Origin of the sequence: Streptosporangium sp. NPDC051022 (assembly GCF_040683035.1) — a bacterium.
Classification (GTDB): Bacteria; Actinomycetota; Actinomycetes; order Streptosporangiales; family Streptosporangiaceae; genus Streptosporangium.
The window spans coordinates 24,749-45,819 of the sequence record NZ_JBFBCF010000052.1 but is presented as its reverse complement, the minus strand read 5'-3'; the positions used below and the strand labels follow the sequence as shown (position 1 = coordinate 45,819).

The following is a 21,071-nucleotide window of genomic DNA, read 5'->3' as shown; positions in this document are numbered from 1 at the left end:
CCCGGGCCCGCGAGCGGGCGGGCCCGGGCCGGGCGTCGTGCGAAGGTCAGGACGCGGCGTCCGCCTTCTCCCGGGGCCGGTCGTCCGGGGCGAGGCTGTGCCGCAGGCGCTCGCCTTCGACGTCGAGGTCGGGCAGGATGCGGTCGAGCGCCCGGGGCAGCCGCCACGCGGCCCTGCCGAGCAGCGACATCACGGCCGGGACCAGGGTCATCCTGACCACGAAGGCGTCGATGAGCACACCGACGGCCAGGGCGAAGCCGATGGACTTGATCGTCGGGTCCTCCATGAGGACGAACCCGCCGAACACCGCGGTCATGATCAGTGCGGCGGCCGTGACGACCCGGGCGTTGTGCCCCATGCCGTTGACGACGGCCTGGCGCGGCGTGTCACCGTGCAGGTGGTCCTCCCGCATCCGCGACACCAGGAACACCTCGTAGTCCATGGCCAGCCCGAACAGGATCCCGATCAGCAGGATCGGCAGGAAGCTGACCAGCGGGCCGGGCACGTCCACGCCGACCAGGCCGGCGAGGTGTCCCTGCTGGAAGATCGCCACCGTGACGCCGAACGTCGAGCCCACGGTGAGCAGGAATCCCAGGGCGGCCTTGACCGGGACCAGGATCGACCGGAAGACCAGCATCAGCAGCAGCACCGACAGGCCGACGACCAGCAGCAGGTACACCGGCATCGCGTCGGCGAGTTTCTGTGACACGTCGATGCCCACCGCGGTCGCCCCGGTCACCGCGATCCGCGCGCCGTCGACGGCGGCGACCTTGGCGCGGATGGCGTGGACGGCGTCCTCGGTGGCCGCGTCGGTCGGACCGGCCTTGGGGATGATGCTCACCAGCGCGGTGGTGCCCGTGGCGTTGGGCTGCGGCGGCATCACCGCCAGCACGCCCTCGGTCTGCTGGATGAGCTGGGCGGTCTGCTGCGCGGCCGCCGTGGTCGTCTTGGCGTCGGCGCCCGAGACCACGGCGACCAGCCGCGCGTTGAACCCCTCGCCGAACCCCTCGCTGGTCAGGTCGTAGGCCTCACGGGCGGACGAGCCCGGCGCCGCGGTGGAGGCGTTCGGCAGGGCCAGCCGCAGATCCTGCGCGGGCAGCGTGAGAGCCCCCAGGCCGACGACCCCCGCCACCAGGATCGGCACCCGCAGCCGGATCACCCAGCCCGCCCACCGGTACCCGAACCCTTCGCGCCGGGTGCCGGTGGGCCGGGCCGCCCGCTGCGCGCGCGGCAGCACGCGGTCCCCGGCGAACGCGAGGGCGGCCGGCAGCAGGGTGAGCGCCACCAGCACGGCGACGGCCACGGTCCCGGCGGCGGCCAGGCCCATCGTGGTCAGGAACGGGATGCCGACCACCGACAGCCCGGCGAGCGCGATCACCACGGTCGCGCCCGCGAACACGACCGCCGACCCGGCCGTACCGGTCGCCCGCCCGGCGGCCTCCTCGCGCTCCATGCCCTCGGACAGGAACTGCCGGTATCGGGACGTGATGAACAACGAGTAGTCGATGCCGACCGCCAGGCCCAGCATCAGCGCCAGCACCGGAGTCACGGACGTCAGCTCGAACACGCCGCTGAGCGCGTACAGCCCGGCCATGCCCGCCGCGACGCCGATCAGGGCGTTGAGCAGCGTCATGCCGGCGGCGACCAGCGAGCCGAAGGTGACGATCAGCACGACGGCGGCGATCAGGACGCCGAGCCCCTCCGAGGAGCCCACCTCGACCTGGTTGCCCAGGACCTCGCCGCCGGGCTCGACGCGCAGGCCGGTCACGCCGGAGCCGACCTTCAGGTAGGCCTCGCGCTGAGCGGCGGTGATGTCGTTGACGGGACGGTCGAACTGCACCTGGACGATGGCGTAGCGGCCGTCCCGGGAGACCGCCCCGGACTGGAAGGGGTCCACCGCGGCGATGACGCCGGGAACGGCGGCCGCCGCCTTCAGCACGGGCGCGAGGTCGCCGGCCTCCAGCCTCTCCCCCTGCGGGGCGGCGACGACGACGCTGCCGCCGGCGCCGCCGGCCTGCGGGAACTCCGTCGCGAGCGCGTCCATCGCCCGCTGGGACTCCGTACCGGGCATGGAGAACTTGTCGCTGGTCGCGCCGTGGAAGGCCACGGCGGCCCCGCCCAGGAGCACGAGCAGCAACAACCACACCGCCACGACGCGACCGCGCCGGCGAAAGGACGACCGGCCGAGCCGGTACAGCAAAGTTGCCATCAGAAAAGCGGATCTCTTTCTCGTGTGTTCGTTCGTCGTGTCAGCGGTTGGAGGGAGCCTGGTGGCCGAGGGTGCGCAGGGCGCCACGGGTGAGCTCGGCTCGCAGGGTCCGGTCGTCGATCGCGAGGTCGGCCGCGCTGGTCAAGAAGATCGCCACCAGCGCCATCCACCCCCAGACCCGTGCCTTGGGGTCGCCCGAGTGGCCCGTCAGCGCGTCGACCATCCGTTCGGTCAGGGCGTGCACGTCCGGCAGTTCCGGGCGGTTCGTCATGGTGTCGATGTCCTGGATCAGGATCTTCACGTGCAGCCGGAAGCGCAGTGCCAGCTCCACGAGCCCGGCGACCGCGGCCCGAGCCGCCTCGTCACCCTCGAGAGCGGTGAGCCGGTCGGTCAGCGCGGCCAGCTCCTGTCCGGCCGGGGCCAGCAGTTCGGCGAGGATCGCGTCCTTGTTGGTGAAGTGGTACAGCAGCGACGCCTTCGAGCAGCCCGCGTCGGAGGCGATGTCCTGGAGCGACGTGCCCAGAAAGCCGTGCGTGGCGAACAGCCGGACGGCGGAATCGAGGATGTCGTCGCGCATAGCGGTCGCGGAACGTGCCATGCCGCCGACGATATCTGACCGATCGGCCAGAACTGTCCGATCGGTCAGATAGGAGAAATATAAGATATATCACGCCCGTTTTCTGTTGCATCGCCCCGTGCCGGCGGCCGAGCAGGGCCGGGCGCCGCCCTCCCCCGTCGTCGGTGAGCGCCGGCGCCGGCCGGCGTTCGGTGGCGACGTCACTCCTCGTCACTCCTCCTTTTCCAGCACCGGGTCGGTGACACCGGGCGGGTGGATGAGCAGTACGGTCTCCCAGCCGGCCCGCCGGGCGCCCGCCTGGTAGGCGCTGCCGAGGAAGTCCAGCACGGTGGCGACGGGGTCGTCGTGGGCGCGCGCGTCGTCGTAGCGCAGGACCGCCAGGTGGCTGCCCCGCTGCGGCAGCCAGGCCGCCTGCTCGGGGCGCAGCGGCTCCTCGGCGAGTCCCGCGGGCTCGGGGGCGGTGTAGGAGTAGAAGGCGGGCCAGGGCATCGCGTCGTCGCCGAACCAGAATCCGCTGCTGATCACCTCCCGGGAGTAGGCCTCCCTGGTGACCGGGTCGGCCTGGGGCTGCGGGCCCGCCGGGCGGCCGGAGAAACGGGTCACGGCTATGTCGAAGGTGTGCCAGAAGTGGTGCACCGGGCTGATCTTGCCGCAGAAGTCCGCGGCGAAGCGTTCCAGCACCAGGTTGACCTGGGACAGGATCCGCCAGTAGCGGTTGACCAGCACGGGGTCGTAGTCGGCGTGCTTGACGTCCTGGGCGAACGGCGTGCCGTCGGTGAGCCCGAACGGCTCGGCCTCGATCCGCACCGTGACGTCCAGGTCCTCCAGCACCTCGAAAAGGGTCCGGTGGAAGGAGGCGACGGAATGCCCGAACAGGCTGAACGTCACGGCGCGCCCGTCCAGCCGGGTGACGATCAGCTGGTGGCCGACGAAGTCGAAGTCGACGGTGAAGATCGGTGTGTCGCCGAAGCCGCCGCTCGGCCGGGTGGTGATGCCCCGGCCGGTCAGGTGGAACGGGACGTTCCACCAGTGGTTGCGGCGGGTGCTCTCGGCCAGCCGTACCTTGCCGACGATCTGCGCGAACCGGTGCACGGTCTCCTTCGTGCCGATCCAGTCTTCCAGCGGCATGGCGGGAAACCACTCCATGACTGCCTCCTCAACCGTTGGCCCGGCGCCGCGGCCCGTGAACGGCACTCCCCCGTCGGCCGGACCCCCCATTCACATAATCCACTAAAAGTAGTCATATCACGACTTATAGTGACCACTTGCGTGGAGGGGGCATGCGGCGGCGCGCCGCCCGCCCTCTCCCGCCCGGCGAGACGGAGGGCGTCTCGCCGCCCCCGCCTGTCGCGGCGGTCACACCGGTAACAGAACACTGTCTTTACAGTTCGTGGTCGCATGAATACGGTGAGCGACGAAGGGTGTTCGTCCGGCGAACATCACCATCCCCTCGAAGGGAGACATCGTGCCTGTCGTCCCTCGCTCGCCGGCGTCCGCACCGCCCGCCCGCCGGAGAACCGCCGCGACCGCGGCCCGGCCGGCCACCGCCCGGCGGGCGGGCGCGGAACCTCGGCTGCGTCGGGGATGCTGGTGAGGCCCCGGCAGCACTAGCCTGAGAGCACATGTCGTGTCGGGGAGGGGTCATCTGATGTCGCCGGTTTTGGAGAGTACGGCTCGCGCGCTGCTGCGCAGGATCGCGGTCGAGCAGGCCGAGTCGCGATTGCCTTCCCTGGCGGCGGCGGTGGTGCGCGACGGACGGCTCGCCTGGTTCGGCTCACGCGGCCGGGTCGCGGGAGCCGCCCCCACCGAGAGCACCCAGTACCGGATCGGCTCCATCACCAAGAGCATGGTCGCGACGGTGGTCATGCGGCTGCGCGACGAGGGCCGGGTGAACCTGCTCGACCCGATCGGCAAGCACGTCCCGGGCACCCCGGTCGACGAGGTCACCGTCGCCCAGCTGCTGTCGCACACCGCCGGGCTGACCGCAGAGCCGCCGGGGCAGTGGTGGGAGCGGACCCCGGGCATGCCGTTCGAGGAGCTCGCCGGCCTGCTCGGCCCCGAGACCTCCCGCCACCGGCCCGGACGCCGCTTCCACTACTCCAACCTGGGCTTCGCCCTGCTGGGTGAGCTGGTCGCCAGGCAGCGGGGGGTGAGCTGGGCGGAGGCGGTCCGGGCGGAGGTGCTCGAGCCGCTGGGCATGCGCGACACCACGACCCGGCCGCGAGCCCCGCACGCCACCGGATACGCCGTGCATCCATGGGCGGACATGCTGCTGCCCGAACCCGAGCACGACGCGCTGGCGATGGCCCCGGCCGGGCAGTTCTGGTCCACGGCCACCGACCTGGCCCGCTGGGCGGCGTTCGTGGCCGGGGACACCGCGGGTGTCCTGGACCCGGCGACGGTGGCCGAGATGCGTGAGCCGGCGACCGTCGACGACGGCGACGCCTGGGTCGGCGGGTTCGGCCTGGGGCTGCAGCTCGCCCGTGCGGCAGGGCGCCGCCTGGCCGGTCACAGCGGCTCCATGCCGGGCTTCCTGTCCACGGTGTGGGCCGACCCGTCCGACGGGGTGGGCGTGCTGTTCATGGCCAACTCCACCTCGGGGGTGAGCCGGACGCTCCTGACCGAGCTGCTGGCCGTCCTGGACGAGCACGAGCCGCGCCTGCCCGCCGAGTGGGAGCCCGCGGGGGCCGACCCCGACCTGCTGGAGCTGACCGGCCCGTGGTACTGGGGGCCGGGCGCGTACGCGCTGCGGGTGCTGCCCGACCGGGGGCTGTCGCTCACGCCGATCGGCGGCGCGGGGCGCGCCTCGAGGTTCGCCGCCCAGGCCGACGGGACCTGGCTCGGCCTGGACGGCTACTACGCCGGTGAGAGGCTCAGCCTGGCCCGCAGGGCCGACGGCTCGCTCAGCCACCTGGACCTCAACACCTTCGTCTTCACCCGTACCCCCTACGACCCGGCCGCCGAGGTGCCGGGCGGGGTCGACGAGGGCGGCTGGCGGAGCTGATCCGCCAGGACGGCGGCCGGGCCCTCAGCGGCGCCGTGCAGCACCTCGACCCGGTGCACGACGCGCGGCGTGGTCAGCGGCACCCCGGCCACCGTCCTGTCCCCCGCCCCATCCGCCGCCCCGGCCACCACCGAGGCGGGCAGCAGCGTGAGCCCGCTCCCGGCGGCGGCCAGGTTCACCACGGTGTGCAGGTCCTCGCCGTCGTAGCCGAACGCCACACGGAACCCGCCGACTCCGGCGATCTCACGCAGCCGCTCGACCGGCACCGCGGCCGGGGCCTGCAGCCACAGCGCGTCGGCCAGGTCGGCCAGCGCCAGCCCGCGCCTGCGCGCCAGCGGGTGGTCGCCGGGCAGAACCACGACCAGGTCCTCCTCGGCCACGCCGATCCGGACCGGCGCTTCCATGTCCGGCAGCCGCAGCGGGTCGCTGGGGGCGGCGATCCCGTCGACGAGCCCCAGATCGGCCGTGCCCGAGACGACCTGCTCGGCGACGCGTTCGCGGCCCACGGTGCGCAGCGTCACCGCCGTACGGCTCGCCGCCAGGCCGCGCGCGACCGCCGGAGTGCACGCCAGCGGGGAGGCCGCCACGGTCAGCCGCGCGGCGGGCCCGGCGGCGGCGCGCAGCACGTCGGCCCGGGCCGCCCGATGGCGCAGCAGCAGCGGGCCCGCGTGCTCCAGCAGGCGCTCCCCCGCCGGGGTCGGCCGGACCGGACGGCGGTACAGCAGGGCCAGCCCCAGGTCGGTCTCCAGTGCGGCGATCTGCTGGGAGACCGCCGACTGGGTGTAACCGAGCTCCTCGGCGGCCGCGGAGAAGGACCGCCAGTGAACGACGGTGACGAACGTACGCAGCAGGTGCGGGTCCATGGTCCATCAGTATCGCTTATCGGGCCAGCAGAGATCATCGTTGGCGCTTACCTCGGGGGTGCGGTGAGGATGAGGGCATGACCACCGCGAGAATCGCCCTGGTGGGTGACAGATCTCCCAGCGTCCAGGCGCACGCGCGCATTCCCGCCTTCCTGCGGGCGCTGCGCGGGCGTGACGGGCTCACCCTGGACGCCTACTGGATTCCCACGACCGAGACCGACGGCCTGGAGGAGTTCGACGGCGTCTGGATGCTGCCCGGCAGCCCGTACCGCAGTGAGGCGGGCGCGGTGAACGCCGCCCGCGCCGCCCGCGAGCACGGCGTCCCGTTCCTGGGCACCTGCGCCGGTTTCCAGCACACCCTGCTGGAGTACGCCCGCAACGTCCTCGGCCTGTCGGTCGCGCACGCGGAGAACGACCCGGGGGCCGCCGACTTCCTGCTGCTGCCGCTGGCCTGCTCGCTCGCGGGCCACGAGGAGACGGTACGGCTGGTGCCGGGGTCGCTGGCCGAGAAGACCGTCGGCGCCGCCAGGAGCGTGGAGAGATACTTCTGCCACTTCGGTCTCAACCCGGACTACCTGCCCGCGCTGGAGGCGGGCGGGCTGCGGTTCACCGGTCACGACGAGTCCGGGACCGTACGGATCCTCGAACTGCCGGGCCACCCCTTCTTCCTGGCCACGCTCTTTCAGCCGGAACTGGCCGGGGACGGCAGCAGGGCGCACCCGATCATCACCGCGTTCGCCTCGGCCGCCGTCGGCCGGGCCGCCCTGAGGAGACCCCGGCGCCTTTGACCGTCCCGCCGGCGGCGGTCCACCTCGGCTGCGGAGGCGGGTGGACACCCTTCTTGCCGACAACCCCGATCTCCTTGACAAAAATTTTTGTCGGTGGGAGGGTGGAGGCATGTTGGATGTGGCGGTGATCGAAGATCCTGCGGCGGCAGAGGCGTCACTGGACCCGATGCGGGCGCGGCTGCTGGCCGCGCTGGCCGAGCCTGCCTCGGCCACGACGCTGGCGGCCCGGGTGGGCCTGCCCCGGCAGAAGGTGAACTACCATCTGCGGGCGCTGGAGCGGCACGGCCTGGTGGAGCTGGTCGAGGAACGCCGCAAGGGCAACATGACCGAACGGGTCCTGCGTGCCACCGCGGCCTCATACGTGATCTCCCCGGCGGCGCTGGCCGCGGTGCAACCCGACCCGGCGCGCTCCCCCGACGTGCTGTCGGCGCGCTGGCTGCTGGCGGTCGCCGCGCGGCTGGTGCGCGAGGTCGGCGAGCTCATCACCGGCGCCACCCTGGCAGGCAGGCGGGTGGCGACCTTCACCGTCGACGGCCGGGTCCGGTTCGCCTCGGCCGCCGACCGCGCCGCCTTCGCCGAGGAACTGGCCGCCGCGGTCGGCGCCCTGGTCGGCAAGTACCACGACGAGAGCGCCCCCGGCGGGCGCGAGCACCGGATCATCGTCGCCGTCCATCCCGACCCCACCCCGCCCACCGGCGCCGCCAGGGCGACCGGCACCGAGACGAAGGAGTTGTGAGTTGGGCCGCGAATTCGAGGTGCGCAAGGAGATCGAGCTCGACGCGACCCCCGAGGAGGTCTGGGACGCCATCGCCACCGGCCCCGGGATCGACTCCTGGTTCATGGGACGCAGCGAGATCGAGCCGCGCGTGGGCGGCGCCGGACGGCTGACCGTCGGCGGCCACGTCGACGAGTCCACCGTCACCGCCTGGGAGCCGTCGAGAAAACTCGCCTACCGCACGGACGAGGCCGAGGACGGATCGTTCATGGCGCTCGAGTGGCTCGTCGAGGGCCGCGACAAGGGCAGTACCGTGCTCAGGCTCGTGCAGAGCGGCTTTCTGAGCGGTGACTGGGAGACCGAGTACGAGGCCATGAAGGCCGGCTGGGACCTCTACCTCCACACGCTGGCGCAGTACCTCACCCACTTCCAGGGCCACACCGCCGAGGTCGTCTCCGCCATGAGGCTCCAGGCCGCCGACCAGGAGCACGCCTGGGCGGTGATCAAGAAGGAACTCGGGCTGGGCGAGGCGGTCGCCGAGGGCGACCGGGTGAGCTTCACCCCCGACGGGCTCACGCGGGTCGAGGGCGTGGTCGACTACGTGGACCTGCCGACCTTCGTGGGCGTGCGCACGCGCGACGGGCTGTACCGCTTCATCCACTCGGGCGCCTCAAGGGGCGACGCGGTGGTCCTGGGGCACCACGTCTTCTCCGGCGGCACGGGCCGGGAACCGGCCGAGGCGGACTGGCAGGCCTGGCTCGCCAGGGTCTTCCCCTGAAATCACCGGCCCCCGGCCTCACCGCCGCAGTGCCTCCCCGGGAGTCAGGAGCCCGGCCTCGTAGGCGGCGATGACGGCCGGCGCCCGATCACGGGCGCCGAGCTTGGCGACCAGGCTGCCCACGTGGTCCCTCACGGTGGAGGCGGGCAGCCGCAGGGTCTCGCGGATCTCGGCGTCGGACCGGCCCCCGGCGACGAGGACCAGCACCTGCCGTTCGCGATCGGTGAGCCCGGCGAGCATCGAGGCCGTGAGCACCCGCCGGGGCCGCGGAAGGCCGGCGAAGCCGCCGGCCGGGCGGGGAAACGACCCCGGCGACGACCCCGGCGCGGCGGCCGATCCCTCCCGGTGCACCACCCGCACGCCCTCGGCCAGCTCCTCGGGGGAGACGTCCTTGGGCAGGAAGCCCGACGCCCCAGCCAGCAGCGCGTCGACGACGTACTCGTCCAGGTCGGAGGCGCTCAGCGCCAGGATCCGCACCTCCGGCAACTCGGCGGCGATCACCCCGGTGACGCCGCCCGCGCCCGGCATGCGCGGGTCCATCAGCACGACGTCGGGCAGCAGCTCACGGGTACGGCGCAGCGCCTCCTCCCCGTCACCCGCCTCCCCCACCACCGTCATGCCGTCCTGGGCGTCCAGGACCATGCGAAAGCCGGTGCGGACGAGCGCGTGGTCGTCCGCGACCAGGACTTCGATCATTCTTCTGCTCCTCGGGGGTACGGAGAGGGCGCATTCTACGGGCCGCGCGACACCCCGGTGTCCGGCGTGGCGATCCGCCGTGGACACTCTTGCGCTACCGCCGGTGTAGCGGTGCGGCCGGGCCTGCGCCCTGGGGCGTAGCCGAAGAGCCTTCCCCGGTACGACGCCCCGGAAGAGCGCGAAGGCCACCATCTGAACCCGAGCCCTTTCGCGGAAATCCGAGCTCCCGCCGCCGCCCGCACGTCGCGTGCGGCCGGCGAGCCTCCGGCCGCGGCTCCGGCCGCCTGACGCGGGCGGCCCGACGAACCTCCGAGGAGACCCATGCCCACCCCGCGCTTCTTTCCGGTCCTGCGCGTCACCATCGCCCTGCAGACGGCCGCGCTCCTGGCCCAGGCGATCACCGCCGGGCTGCTGCTGTCCACACCCGGCGGCCGGGCGTTGCACGGGATCTCGGCCGGCGCCGTACTCCTCACCGGACTGCTGCACCTTGTCGCGGCGATCCTGGTGTGGCGGCCCGGCGGCGGCTCGCCGCGCGCCGTCCTCCCCGCGGCCCTCATACTGGTCCTCGCGCTGGCGCAGATGGCGCTGGGCGCCATGCACATGAAGGCGGTCCACGTGCCGATCGGCGTGCTGATGTTCGGCGGAAGCCTCATGCAGCTCGGCCAGATCTGGGCGAGCGGCCGTCCCGCCCCGGCCGCCGCGGCGTGACCGTGAACCCGACAAGACGGCAGACGCTGCGCCTGCTCGGGCTGGGAGCCGTGGGCGCCGTGACGGCCGGCGCCTCCGGCTGCTCGCTGATCGGCTCGACCCCGCAGCCCAGGCTGCTGCGCAGCACCGCGCCGCTGCCCGCGCCGTTCACGGTGGCACTGCCGTCGCCCGAGACGGCCCGCCCGTCGCGGACCGACGGTTCGGCGGACTACTACGACCTGACCGCGCGCCGGGCCGACGTCGAGATCCTGCCCGGCCTGCGTACCGGGATCTGGGGGTACGGCGGGAGCTTCCCCGGCCCGACGATCCAGGCGCGCAGCGGCCGCAGAACCGTCGTCCGGCTCTTCAACGGCCTGGGCGAGCCGACCGTCATGCACCTGCACGGTGGCCGCACCCCGCCCGAGTCCGACGGCTACCCCACCGACCTGGTACGGCCGGGCACGCGGCGCGACTACGACTTCCCGCTCGAGCAGCGAGCCGCGACGCTGTGGTACCACGACCACCGCATGGATCACACGGGGTCGCAGGTATGGCGTGGCCTGGCGGGATTCTTCCTGGTCCGTGACGCGGAGGAGGAGGCGCTGCCCCTGCCCTCCGGTGAGCGGGACATCCCGCTGATGATCTGCGACCGTTCCTTCGCCGAGGACGGCTCCATGCCCTACCCCGCGGCCACCGACCGGCCCGGCGCCCGCGAGGCCTTCATGGGCGGGGTGCTCGGCGACGTCATCCTGGTCAACGGCGCTCCCTGGCCACAGTTGCGGGTCGCGCGGGCCCGCTACCGCTTCCGGCTGCTCAACGGTTCCAACGCCAGGCCGTACGAGCTCGCCCTGGCACCGGGCGGGACGATCGTGCGGATCGGCGGCGACGGCGGCCTGCTCACCGCGCCGCAGGGGACGCGGCAGGTACGGCTGGCCCCCGGCGAACGGGCGGACGTGATCGTCGACTTCTCCGCCTACCGGATCGGCGACCAGATCGAGCTGCGCAACCTCGCCGGCGACGGCCCGCAGGCCAAGGTGATGCGTTTCGCCGTCGACCGCGACGCCCGTGACGACTCGGCGATCCCCCGGACGCTGTCGACGGTCGAACGGCTCGATCCGGCGGGGGCGAAGACGGTCCGGGACTTCGAGTTCACCAGCGGCGGCATGCACGGCGGAACCGGCTGGCTGATCAACGGCAAGCCGTTCGACCCGGGGCGCGCGGACGCCAGGCCGCGCCTGGGCGACACCGAGATCTGGCGCCTGACCAGCGACGTCGCCCATCCCGTGCACCTGCACCTGGCGCATTTCCAGGTGCTGTCGGTCAACGGCGAACGCCCGGCGGGGCCGCCGGAGTGGAAGGACACGGTCGAGCTGCGCGAGGCGCAGACCGTTGAGATCATCACCCGTTTCACCGGTTACCGAGGCCGCTACGTCATGCACTGCCACAACCTCGAGCACGAGGACATGGCCATGATGAGCACCTTCGAGGTGGTCTGACCGCCCCGCCGGGGAGGAACGCGGGACGGGTCGCCCGGCGCCGGTGGCCCGCTCGCCGTACGGGGGCGGGATCCGTTCACCGTACGGTGGTGGAGGGGGAACGACGGCCGGGGCGGCCGGAGGTCACCAGTGCGCCGGGCGCCTGAGCGACGGCGGCAGCTTGGTCGTGGCGTCGCCCTTCGCCGCGTCCAGCTGCGACTGGATGAGGAAGATGCTCTCGGTGAGGTCGGCGCCGCCAAGGTCGGCGTCCCTGAGGTCCGCCCCGATGAGGTCGGCCATTCTGAGGTCGGCGCCCCTGAGGTCGGCGCCGATGAGGTAGGCCCCTCTCAGGTTGGCGCCCCTGAGGTCGGCGCCCCTGAGCCTGGCGCCGATGAGGTCGGCGCCCCTGCGGTCCTTCTTCTTCTGCCGGACCTGGGCGCGCACGAGCTCGCTCGCGCGCAGCAGCAGGGCGTTGACCTCCCGCCGGTGCGCCGCCACGTCCAGTTTCACCAGGACGTCGGCGCTGTCGCGGGTGAGGCGTTCGGTCTCCTCCAGCGCGCGGCCGAGCTCTTCGTGAATCGGGCGGGCCGGCTGCAGCGTCAGCGCCTCCGTCAGGTACCACAGCAGCTCGTGGAGGTCCCGCATGATCGGGAACACCTCGAACATCCGCCTGGCGGTGCGCGGGGCGCTCCGCCAGTCCTGGCCGCCGAAGGTGACCTGGGAGACCTTCTGCCCGGCGCCGAAGCAGTCGTAGACGGTGCACCCCCGCATGCCCCGCGACCTCAGGTCCGCGTGAACACCGCAGCGGAAGTCCGGCCGAAGGTTGGGGCAGGCCTGTCCGGCGGGCTTGTCGATCGCGAAGTCCACCGAGGCCGAGAAGGCCGGTACGACGCAGCACAGCGCGAAACAGCTCTCGCAGTCGGCTCGCAGGCCGAGACGTCCTGCTTCCGCGGCGGACCCGGCGTGCTCGCGATTCTCGGACAACGTGCGCGATCTCCCGTACGAGGTAACCCCGTGCCTGCCGCGGTCACCGATGACGGTCCGGGCACGGCACTTTCATCACGCACCCTAGCCGATCCCTCCCGGGGTACCGGTCACGCACCGGTCCGGGAAGATCGGAAAGCGTCCGGAAGCCCCGGTCCGGCGCCGCCCCCTTGCGCGGCTCGGCCAACCCCCGCAGCTGGGAACCGGATGCACCGGGACCGGGCAGAGGAAACCGGGCGGCAGGTGACGGGTCAGGCCTCGACCCGCCGCACGGTGATCTCATACTGGTCCACAGCACCCTGCCACCGGGCCACCAGTGCGCCGCCCTCTTCTCTGGACTTACGCATGTCGTGAAGACAAAGGGCGAGGTCGTCGGAGTGGGGGTCGCAGAACGCGCCCAGATGCGCTCGGATCCCAGCGTGTTCCACGGCCGCGACGGCCGCCTCCGCATCGGTCCTTTCACACGGCACAAGGCCGTCGAAGCCTTCGCCCATGCCGGTGGCGACCCGAAGGGCGTCGGCAAGTGTGCCGTCCGACGCGATTCTGACGCTCGTCACGCACCAGGTCTTCGCAGGCAGGTCCGGCGAGGTGAGGTCGACCCCGTGGCGTGCCGTCAGGCGCGCCAATTCGACGCCCCTGACCTGAGGCCAGCGGTCAGGACCTGCCAGTTTGACAGCCACCAGGTCTTCCTTGAAGGCGGCCGGGAACTCCGCCGCGGCGTCGATTGGCGGGGGCGGAGAGGCTGGACATCAAGTTCACGACTTTCATCAGTGGGGACCGTGATGCCGGTGACGGGATCCACGGTCCGGAGCAAAGGATCCGGACCGACCGTAGGACTACCCACTGACATCGTCGCCGGCAGTTCCCTGCTCCGAGAGCCGGTCATCATCTGCTCCGTTGTCGTTGTGTCCTCCATGCCTTGTCTCAGTGCTCCCGGTAGTAGTCGGCGAGGGCGGCGAAGGCGGCCTTGGGCTCCCAGGGCATGTCGGGGTAGGTGGTCCCGAAGCGGTCCTCGTAGACCTTGACGACGCCGTAGCTGGCCAGGTCCAGGTCCTCGCGGGGGTCCCCGTCGGGGCGGTGCGGGTGGTCGTGGAGCGCGAAGGTGAACACGAAGGTACTGTCGACGCCTCCGGTTTCGAAAACCTCCAGCAGCTCGCGCAGATACGTGGCCTGGCCGGTCTCGTCGCGGGCGTACTCCCCCTTCAGCCGGACGGGCGCACGGGTGCCGTCGTACTCGACGATCTCCAGACCGAGCGCGCCCCTGTCACCGGCTCCCCGGTAGCCGGCCGAGCCGAACTCGGTGATCGCGACCGGTTTCCCCTGCGCGACGAGGTTGCCGACGCCGTCGGCGAAGCGGTCGGCGATCTCCGCCGAGCGGTAGAGATCCACGGACATGATGTCGAAGAGGGTCCAGTCGACGCGCTCAAGCGGGACGGAGGCGTAGGTCACCTTGCCGCCGAAGCGCTCGCGGACGACCGCCACGGCCCTGGCGAGAAAGTCATTGACACGCGTGCCGGCCTCACCGATCCGCTCGCGCGCACCATGCGGCACGCGCAGCGACGCGATCCGCTCGTCGATGCCGTCACCCGGCAGGAACCCCTTGTTCATCAGGCTGAGCTCGGCGCCGGCGACGAAGACGACTTCGGCCCCCCGCAGCCTGAGCCGCTCCGCGCGTTCGGCGCAGTCGGCGAACAGCGGCAGCATCTCATCGGCGGTCAGCTCCAGGGGGTAGGGGGAGAACCAGACCTCGAGGCCGAGGTCGGCGGCGTGCGCCGCCGCGAGCTCGATCCGTTCCGGATCGCCGCCCATGACGCGAACCGCGGTGCAGTGCAGGTCGTCGCGGATGATGCGCAGCTCGCGCTTGACGACCTCCGTGTCGAAGCGCTTGTGGCCGATCGCCCCGTTGTAGACGAAACCCGTGTCGTAGCTGATGCCCTTGGCTCGCATGTGCTGCGCCTTCTTCCGGCGGAGGGAAATTTTCGGTACTCACCGTACCTTAATGTTAGGAAAATTTGTGCTCTAGTTGGAAATAAAGGGTACTGGCCGTACCTATCCTGGGAGGGGGTGGCGGGATCCGCTGAGACGGCCGGGTGCCACCCCGGACACGGCGACGCGGGGCCGCCCCGGAGGGGGCGACCCCGCGCGCCGCGACAGACGAACTCACCGAATCCGGTGGAACGCCGGGCGACCGATGGAAGGCCGGCGGGGAGTCACGCCGGTGTTCAGCAGGTGACGGTGCCCCTTCGCAGGGCGTGACCACCGGTGTTGTTGTCGTCGGCCCAGTAGACGGGCTTGGAACCGCCGACGCACTCGTCGGCTCCGGCGACGGAGAAGCCCTCGTTGTTGAGGTTGCTCATGCCGCTCGGGCGGTTGTAGATCGCGGTGGTGGCGAAGACGCCGGACGCGTTGATCTGCAGGGTCCTGTGCTGGCCGTTGCAGGTGTCGTCGCAGACCACCCACAGGCGCGAAGCCTGCGGCTCCCACTGCAACTCCATGACGCCGGCCATCCCGCTGCCGACGGACGCGACGCGGGTGAAGGTGCCCGCGTCCTGGAGGACGTAACCGTAGACCATGCCGGTGCCTTCGACACCGACGAAGAACACTCCGCCCGTGTGCGCGCCGTACCGGCTCGGGTCGTAGGCCGAGCCGGTCGACTCGTCCTTGAACCCGGTGGCGGTCAGATGGGTGTCGGGAACCCAGGTGATCGCCTCGAAGCCGAGGTTGGAGCCGACGGACGGCAGGCCGGCGGTCAGGTTCCACTCCTTCGTGGCGGTCAGCGTGGTGCCCGTTCCGCTGACGTCGTACCTCAGGACGGACAGGCGGCTGGTGCCGGACGCGTCGCCGTTGCGCTCGCTCGCGACGAACACGCCTCCCGCGGAACCGGCGCCGGTGAGCGTGACCCCCTCGCTGTCAGGGCTGCCGGAGCCGCCCGGGAAGCGGAGTGTCTTGCCGGAGGTCCATCCGGCGGTGGTGTCGGGCTTCCAGCCGCCGGAGCCGTTCGGGACCAGTCGCCAGAGCTTTCCGCTGTTCTGCGCCCCCCACATCACGCTCCCCTCCTGGTAGAGGCCGCTGAGGTCCGTACCGAAGACGTTCGAGGCGTCGGCGGTCGCGACGGAGCCGCTGCCCGGCCAGGCCACCGGTGAGGTGCTCCCGCCCCCGCCGCAGTCGTTCGGAGCGCCGAGGGTCACCGCGGCCTGCCCGAAGGCGCCGGTGCCGTCGGGGCAGCGCGACCAGGACGGGTCGGAGTGGCCGCTCCAGCTGAAGCCGTCGACCAGGGTGGTGCCGTCCGGCAGGTACAGGCGTGCCTTGTCGCTGGAGCCCAGGCCGAACTTGTCGTGAACGTCGAAGGCGCGGAACGCGCCGGGGGCCAGTGTGGTCCCGGAGGCGATCGTGTACTTCGAGCTGTTGTTGTCGTCCTTGAGGATCCAGCCCGAGATGTCGACGGTGGTGGTGCCCTTGTTGGAGAGCTCGATCGAGTCGTTGACGGCTCCGGTGGTCACCACCTCGTTGATCCGGATGTCGTCGGCCGGGGCCGCGTGGGCCGGGGACGCCGCCAGGGCGCCGGCGGTAAGCGTCGGGCCGGCAACGGCGAGGAGGAGGAGAACGAGGTTACGGCGCCACCGGAGTGTGTGCGATTCGGTCACGATATCCGTCCCGGGGTCGTTCTGACAGGCCGGAACCACGCTCCCGATACGGACCCAACGGGCGCCCTCCGGCAGGTGAGTGCCTTGTGAACGGTGAACGAATCCGAGCGCGCGGTCGCGACCGGCACCGAGGCGGGCCGGGGGCCGGTGAGCCTCCCGCCGCCGGGACGGCCCCCCCGGGGTGTTTCGGGCAACGGTCACATGGATCCGGGCGGTGCGCCGCCAGCGCGGCCTGGGCGGACGGCGGTGCGAGGAACGGCTACGTCGCCGGGAGGCCGACCGCGTTGGACGCGTCGGCCTCGAAGTACTCCGTCGTGGCGAAGGGGCCGACGTGATCCTCGAAGAAGCCCCTGACTCCGTCGATCGAGTCATGGACGACGACGTTCACCGCCTTGGTCCCGTCGGTGCTCGCCACCGCCAGCGTCCACTTGGCCCCCTTGGGGAGCCGGCCGTACGCCTTCTTCAGGGAATCCCAGAAACCGTCGTTGTCGGAAATCGTGGAAACAGCCATGACGTGCACCGTGGCACCCTCCTCATCGACTCTCGGATTCACTCGGCAATTGATGTGAAGATACTGCGCGGCACCGTTCTCGAAGCCATGGATCGCGACGGTCTGAGGGTCGTCGAGCGGATCGTCCGAATGCATCAAGAAGTGGGTCTCGCTGATCGGGGACAGCTCGTAGTCGAGCTGCTCTGGTTTGTCGAGGAGTTGCGCCTCCATGGGGTTCAGGGTGAATTTGAGGTGGAGTTTTCCGCGTTCGGCCGCCACTTCGTAGCGGGTGCCGGGGCGCTCGTAGGAGCCTTCGTACCTGGACAGATCGAGGGCCAGGGTCGGATCGGGCTCCGGCAGGCCGGGGATCGTGGCCGCGCCGAGGTCGGCCAGGATTTCGTTGAACACCTTCCGGTAGAAGCCGTCGCGTGGCCCGGCGTTCGCCAGCATCGAGACGGCGATGTTCGATTCCGGCAGAATCCGCAGGCGGGCGCTCTGGCTGACCGCACTGCCGTCGTGGGCGTAGACCGTTTGGCCGTGCCAGTCGCACACGATGAGGCCGAGTGCCCATTCCGGCCCGAACATGTACGGGTCGGGTACGGGCACCCGCGATTCCGTCATCTCGCGGATGATGCCGGGTGAGACGATTCCGGTCCCGTTCGGCGCCTTTCCTTCGTTGAGGAAGATGTACGCCATCGTGAGCAGTTCCCGGGCCGTCGTGTTGACGTTGCCTCCGGGGCCGAAGGCGCGCGGCAGGTGATCCAGCGGTGACAGGACGGGTCCCTCTTCGAGGGATCGGATCAGGTATCCGGTCGCGGCCCGGTTCTGGTCCGCGTGCTCACGCCGGCTGCTCGTCGAGGTCAGTCCCAAGGGGTCGAACAGGCGATTCTTCATGATGTCGTCCCACCGCCCGCCGTCGATCACCTCCATGATGCGGGCGAGGATCGCGTAGCCCAGGGCCGCGCTGTAGCCGTGAGTGTGACCCAAGGGGTGGACCTGGCACGCGCCGGCGATGTTCTCCACCATGCGCTTGTACACGTCGTCGTCCTCCCCCGGATCTCCGTAGCTCTCCTCGATGCCGTTGGTGTGGTTGAGGAGATGGCGGGGTGTGACCTTGGCGCTGACGTCGGGGTCGGCGACCCGGAAATCGGGGAGGTAGGTCCGCACCGGCTCGTCCAGGGCGACTTTTCCCTCGTCGACGAGCTGCATGAAGGCGAGGGCGGTCCATGTCTTGGATACGGAGCCGCACTGGTAGACGGTGCCGGTCGTCGCGGGCTCCCGCGTGGAGATGTTCTTGACGCCGACGGCGAAGTCGGTGATCTCTCCGTCGCTGAGGACGCCGATCGCGGCGCTCGGGATCCGGTACTCCATGAGCAGCTCGGAGACGCGAGCTCGCATCCGGGCCACATCCAACGCTCTTGCCATAGGGGGTTCCTCATCCCGCCGATTCTTTCCAAGCGAGAAAAAGCTACGTTGCATTTCAGATTTCGTCAACGATAAACCTTCAATGAGATGCTCTGGTACTGGTCTTTCATGTCAATCGTTGCAACAACATTGTCGATAAATGCAATTCACGCCAACCGGTCGTTGCAATGTACTGTTGGTGAACGCACCCGTGAACCCGAACCGACAGGGGGCGAGCCGATGCCCGGAGGCAGGCTGACCCACGAGGATCGCCGGCAGATCGCGATCTGGCTGGCCGAAGGGCTGGGATACGCCGAGATCGCCAGGCGGCTGGGCAGACCCACATCCACGATCAGCCGCGAAGTGGCGCGCAACAGCGCGGCCGGCGGTTACCTGGCCGACCGCGCCCAGCAGGCCGCCGGGCGGCGCGCCCGCCGACGCAGACCGGTTCAGGCCACGGAGCCGTCAGCCGACGGAGGGCCGGCCGAGTCCGTACGTGGTTTCGTGGAGCGGTTCGCGACGCTGCTGGCCGGGACCGGCCTTCCCCGGATGCCCGCTCGCGTGTTCGTCTGCCTGCTCACCTCCGGCTCCGGGGGCCTGACGTCCGCCGAACTCGTACGTCGGCTACAGGTCAGCCCGGCGTCGGTGTCCAAGGCCGTCGGTTACCTCGAGGCGATCGAACTGGTCAGGCGCACGCGGGATTCCGGCCGCCGCGAGCGGTACGTCATCGACGACGACGTCTGGCTCCGGGCGTTCAAAGCCGACACCGGGGCACACGCCAAGGTCGCGGCGGCCGCGCGGCACGGGATCGAGATCTTCGGCGTCGGCACGCCCGCCGGCACCCGGCTGGGCCGGATGGCTCAGTTCTTCACCTGGATCAGCGAGCAGATGAACGACAGCGGCCTCACCGACGCCGTCGTCCGCGACGCGCTGACGGTGCTGGCCGCGCTGGTGTACGCCGCTCGGCCACTCACCGTGAACGAACTCGCCACGGCACTGGACTGGCCCATCCAGCGGGCGGCCGACGCCCTGGATGCGATCAGCCGCCGTCCGGGCCTCTCCGATCCGCTCATTGTGGAGCAGGCCGGGCGTGGCACGTTCGCCATCACCCCGAGGCCGGACCGCCTGAGCTCCGCACAACGCGACGCACTGATCGCCGGTCCGTGCTCGACCCGAGGGACTCGAAAATGAGGAAGCCGGATGGACGTCGCAACCGCGATCCCACCGTCGTCGATCCCCTCCCCGTCCGCAGGCGCGCGACGCGGTGGGGGCGGTCGCGAGGGGCCTGATGTCGGAGGCCGCCTCTATGGTGCTGCTGACGATGGCGCGCCCCGATCCGCCCGGACACCGCCGCCAAGACCTGGAGAACGACGTGCACTTTTTCGATGCTGTAGACGTTCCGGAGACGGATCACTGGGAAGCGTGGCTCGCCTACGCGGATCTGCTGACCGGGGCGGGTGACCCGCGGGGCGAGGCGATCCGGCTGGAGCATCGCTGTGAGACCGGGGACGGAGATCCTGCCCGGCTGGCCTCGGCCTACGCGGAGGTGGAGCGGCAGTGGGGGCTGGACGGGCTGCGGGAGGACGGCTCGTGGCGGCTCACCTGGTCCCGCGGTTTCATTGACGAGGCATGCTTCCGCCTGGCCAAGGACACTCAGCCGCAACGCCGCGAACTGGTGGAACGGCTCCTGGCAGACCACCCGCACACCGCGACCGCCGACCTGACCGACCCTGAACAGTGGGAAGGCGCACTGATCGACGCCCTGCTCTCCCACCCCGCCACCCACCGGCTGCGCACCCTCGAACTGCACCTCACCGACTACCACCACTCTGCCGAGCACTCCGCGATCTCACTCGCCGGCCGGCGACGCCCCCGGCTGGAGCACATGTACTTCGGCTACGACTTCGAGTATCTGTATGAAAACAGTGAGGGATCGACGGGTAATCGGATCGACCCCTTGGAGTACCACCACAAGGGGCTTGTTCAGGCCGATGTCTGGGACTCGCTTCCCGCCCTGCGCACACTGGAACTCGAAGGCGCGTTCCTGTTCCACTTCGTGAGGCACGACAGCCTGACCCGGCTGTGGGTGCGGGGCCCCGTCATCTCCGACGGCTCGATTTTCGATTTTGGATGGACCTCCGGCCTGGTGTCATTGGAAGTCGAAATCGGCAGTGACGTTTTCGGCTGCCTCTGCCCGCTTGGGCAACTCGACGAGCTTGAGGCGTCCAAGTATCCCAACCTCGAAGATCTCGACCTCGGCAAGGCGGGCTTCGACGCCACCTCATATGAGGTGATCTCGGCCCTCGCTGATTCCTCGGTCCTTCCTTCGCTCAGGTCTTTGACCATTGGAGACCTGACGATCAGGCGGGAGGACTGCGAGGGTGATCCGCTGGCCGCGCTGGCTGAGCTGGCACCCCGATTCGCGCATCTTGATCTGAACGTGGACGACGTCGTCGACATCGAAGGCGCCGATGACGAGGAGGTCACCCGGGTTCTGTCCCGATTCGGTCTGGGCCAGGCCCACGCCACCGGCGATCAGAGCGACGATTGAGCGTCAGCCGATCCTGAAGTCTGCGGCGGCTCGTCGGGAGGCGCCGGGCAGATCGCCGATCTTTCCCCGGCCGCGTTCCACGGTGTGAGATCTCTTCTCCTGACGAGCCGGCCGGTCCGGGCAGCGTGGCCCCGACCAGGCCGCGGGCACGCGCGGACCGGCGGGGTGCCCACCTGCGCAACCTCCCGGGGATCAGCCCGCGGACA

The 21,071-nt window shown here is 70.8% G+C and carries 18 protein-coding genes; 8 read left to right on the top strand and 10 right to left on the bottom strand.

The window, feature by feature from the left end; genetic code table 11:
• Positions 1 to 46: 46 nt before the first annotated feature.
• From AB0N02_RS44970 to AB0N02_RS44960, 3 genes are all read right to left on the bottom strand, one after another.
• On the bottom strand, positions 47 to 2,209 hold the full coding sequence (locus AB0N02_RS44970; RefSeq protein WP_363960858.1) for an MMPL family transporter: 2,163 nt from the start codon (positions 2,207 to 2,209) through the stop codon (positions 47 to 49).
• Positions 2,210 to 2,249: 40 nt separating this feature from the next.
• Positions 2,250 to 2,807: a helix-turn-helix domain-containing protein gene (locus tag AB0N02_RS44965; RefSeq protein WP_363960856.1), complete on the bottom strand. Its 558-nt coding sequence runs from the start codon at positions 2,805 to 2,807 to the stop codon at positions 2,250 to 2,252.
• A 189-nt stretch (positions 2,808 to 2,996) separates the two neighbouring features.
• Positions 2,997 to 3,932, bottom strand: a complete 936-nt coding sequence (locus tag AB0N02_RS44960; protein WP_363960854.1) for a DUF5996 family protein — start codon at positions 3,930 to 3,932, stop codon at positions 2,997 to 2,999.
• A gap of 502 nt (positions 3,933 to 4,434) precedes the next feature.
• On the opposite strand from AB0N02_RS44960, the gene AB0N02_RS44955 reads away from it, so the two are divergent.
• Complete coding sequence (locus AB0N02_RS44955; protein WP_363960852.1) at positions 4,435 to 5,790, top strand: serine hydrolase domain-containing protein; 1,356 nt, start codon at positions 4,435 to 4,437, stop codon at positions 5,788 to 5,790.
• Here the strand turns inward: AB0N02_RS44955 and AB0N02_RS44950 are convergent.
• A complete protein-coding gene (locus tag AB0N02_RS44950) occupies positions 5,733 to 6,653 on the bottom strand; it encodes a LysR family transcriptional regulator (protein ID WP_363960850.1) in 921 nt (306 codons plus the stop codon). The genes AB0N02_RS44955 and AB0N02_RS44950 overlap by 58 nt on opposite strands.
• Before the next feature lie 77 nt (positions 6,654 to 6,730).
• Between AB0N02_RS44950 and AB0N02_RS44945 the strand changes: the two genes are divergently transcribed.
• The 3 genes from AB0N02_RS44945 (at position 6,731) to AB0N02_RS44935 (ending at position 8,934) form a co-directional block, all read left to right on the top strand.
• Positions 6,731 to 7,441: a hypothetical protein gene (locus AB0N02_RS44945; RefSeq protein WP_363960848.1), complete on the top strand. Its 711-nt coding sequence runs from the start codon at positions 6,731 to 6,733 to the stop codon at positions 7,439 to 7,441.
• A gap of 109 nt (positions 7,442 to 7,550) precedes the next feature.
• Positions 7,551 to 8,177: a helix-turn-helix domain-containing protein gene (locus AB0N02_RS44940; RefSeq protein WP_363960846.1), complete on the top strand. Its 627-nt coding sequence runs from the start codon at positions 7,551 to 7,553 to the stop codon at positions 8,175 to 8,177.
• Position 8,178: 1 nt separating this feature from the next.
• On the top strand, positions 8,179 to 8,934 hold the full coding sequence (locus AB0N02_RS44935) for an SRPBCC domain-containing protein (RefSeq protein ID WP_363960844.1): 756 nt from the start codon (positions 8,179 to 8,181) through the stop codon (positions 8,932 to 8,934).
• Between the two features lie 18 nt (positions 8,935 to 8,952).
• On the opposite strand, the gene AB0N02_RS44930 is transcribed toward AB0N02_RS44935, so the two are convergent.
• Positions 8,953 to 9,630 carry a response regulator transcription factor gene (locus AB0N02_RS44930; RefSeq protein ID WP_363960842.1) on the bottom strand — a complete coding sequence of 226 codons (678 nt, stop codon included), beginning with the start codon at positions 9,628 to 9,630 and terminating at the stop codon, positions 8,953 to 8,955.
• A 321-nt stretch (positions 9,631 to 9,951) separates the two neighbouring features.
• Here AB0N02_RS44930 and AB0N02_RS44925 point away from each other — a divergent pair, with 321 nt between their 5' ends.
• Positions 9,952 to 10,338 carry a hypothetical protein gene (locus AB0N02_RS44925; protein WP_363960840.1) on the top strand — a complete coding sequence of 129 codons (387 nt, stop codon included), beginning with the start codon at positions 9,952 to 9,954 and terminating at the stop codon, positions 10,336 to 10,338.
• A gap of 2 nt (positions 10,339 to 10,340) precedes the next feature.
• A complete protein-coding gene (locus AB0N02_RS44920) occupies positions 10,341 to 11,813 on the top strand; it encodes a multicopper oxidase family protein (RefSeq protein ID WP_363960838.1) in 1,473 nt (490 codons plus the stop codon).
• A 123-nt stretch (positions 11,814 to 11,936) separates the two neighbouring features.
• Here the strand turns inward: AB0N02_RS44920 and AB0N02_RS44915 are convergent, their stop codons facing one another.
• The 5 genes from AB0N02_RS44915 to AB0N02_RS44895 all read right to left on the bottom strand — a co-directional run bounded on the left by AB0N02_RS44915 (position 11,937) and on the right by AB0N02_RS44895 (position 18,335).
• Positions 11,937 to 12,776, bottom strand: a complete 840-nt coding sequence (locus AB0N02_RS44915) for a pentapeptide repeat-containing protein (protein ID WP_363960836.1) — start codon at positions 12,774 to 12,776, stop codon at positions 11,937 to 11,939.
• Between the two features lie 251 nt (positions 12,777 to 13,027).
• Entirely contained in the window at positions 13,028 to 13,456 is a 429-nt protein-coding gene (locus AB0N02_RS44910) for a hypothetical protein (protein ID WP_363960834.1), read from the bottom strand.
• A gap of 244 nt (positions 13,457 to 13,700) precedes the next feature.
• Positions 13,701 to 14,723, bottom strand: coding sequence for a hypothetical protein (locus AB0N02_RS44905; RefSeq protein ID WP_363960832.1), 1,023 nt, complete (start codon positions 14,721 to 14,723; stop codon positions 13,701 to 13,703).
• 275 nt (positions 14,724 to 14,998) lie between these two features.
• A complete protein-coding gene (locus tag AB0N02_RS44900) occupies positions 14,999 to 16,420 on the bottom strand; it encodes a lamin tail domain-containing protein (protein WP_363960830.1) in 1,422 nt (473 codons plus the stop codon).
• Between the two features lie 259 nt (positions 16,421 to 16,679).
• Positions 16,680 to 18,335, bottom strand: coding sequence for a serine hydrolase (locus tag AB0N02_RS44895; protein WP_363960828.1), 1,656 nt, complete (start codon positions 18,333 to 18,335; stop codon positions 16,680 to 16,682).
• A gap of 219 nt (positions 18,336 to 18,554) precedes the next feature.
• Here AB0N02_RS44895 and AB0N02_RS44890 point away from each other — a divergent pair, with 219 nt between their 5' ends.
• Positions 18,555 to 19,505 carry a helix-turn-helix domain-containing protein gene (locus tag AB0N02_RS44890; RefSeq protein ID WP_363960826.1) on the top strand — a complete coding sequence of 317 codons (951 nt, stop codon included), beginning with the start codon at positions 18,555 to 18,557 and terminating at the stop codon, positions 19,503 to 19,505.
• A gap of 115 nt (positions 19,506 to 19,620) precedes the next feature.
• Positions 19,621 to 20,865, top strand: a complete 1,245-nt coding sequence (locus tag AB0N02_RS44885; protein WP_363960824.1) for a hypothetical protein — start codon at positions 19,621 to 19,623, stop codon at positions 20,863 to 20,865.
• The last annotated feature ends 206 nt before the right edge of the window (positions 20,866 to 21,071 follow it).

What these genes read in the sequence shown, in the direction of transcription:
- AB0N02_RS44970 (WP_363960858.1), bottom strand. Translation starts at nt 2,209, where the DNA reads ATGGCAACTTTGCTGTACCGGCTCGGCCGGTCGTCCTTTCGCCGGCGC.
- AB0N02_RS44965 (WP_363960856.1), bottom strand. Translation starts at nt 2,807, where the DNA reads ATGGCACGTTCCGCGACCGCTATGCGCGACGACATCCTCGATTCCGCC.
- AB0N02_RS44960 (WP_363960854.1), bottom strand. Translation starts at nt 3,932, where the DNA reads ATGGAGTGGTTTCCCGCCATGCCGCTGGAAGACTGGATCGGCACGAAG.
- AB0N02_RS44955 (WP_363960852.1), top strand. Translation starts at nt 4,435, where the DNA reads ATGTCGCCGGTTTTGGAGAGTACGGCTCGCGCGCTGCTGCGCAGGATC.
- AB0N02_RS44950 (WP_363960850.1), bottom strand. Translation starts at nt 6,653, where the DNA reads ATGGACCCGCACCTGCTGCGTACGTTCGTCACCGTCGTTCACTGGCGG.
- AB0N02_RS44945 (WP_363960848.1), top strand. Translation starts at nt 6,731, where the DNA reads ATGACCACCGCGAGAATCGCCCTGGTGGGTGACAGATCTCCCAGCGTC.
- AB0N02_RS44940 (WP_363960846.1), top strand. Translation starts at nt 7,551, where the DNA reads ATGTTGGATGTGGCGGTGATCGAAGATCCTGCGGCGGCAGAGGCGTCA.
- AB0N02_RS44930 (WP_363960842.1), bottom strand. Translation starts at nt 9,630, where the DNA reads ATGATCGAAGTCCTGGTCGCGGACGACCACGCGCTCGTCCGCACCGGC.
- AB0N02_RS44925 (WP_363960840.1), top strand. Translation starts at nt 9,952, where the DNA reads ATGCCCACCCCGCGCTTCTTTCCGGTCCTGCGCGTCACCATCGCCCTG.
- AB0N02_RS44905 (WP_363960832.1), bottom strand. Translation starts at nt 14,723, where the DNA reads ATGCGAGCCAAGGGCATCAGCTACGACACGGGTTTCGTCTACAACGGG.
- AB0N02_RS44895 (WP_363960828.1), bottom strand. Translation starts at nt 18,335, where the DNA reads ATGGCAAGAGCGTTGGATGTGGCCCGGATGCGAGCTCGCGTCTCCGAG.
- AB0N02_RS44890 (WP_363960826.1), top strand. Translation starts at nt 18,555, where the DNA reads ATGCCCGGAGGCAGGCTGACCCACGAGGATCGCCGGCAGATCGCGATC.
- AB0N02_RS44885 (WP_363960824.1), top strand. Translation starts at nt 19,621, where the DNA reads ATGGTGCTGCTGACGATGGCGCGCCCCGATCCGCCCGGACACCGCCGC.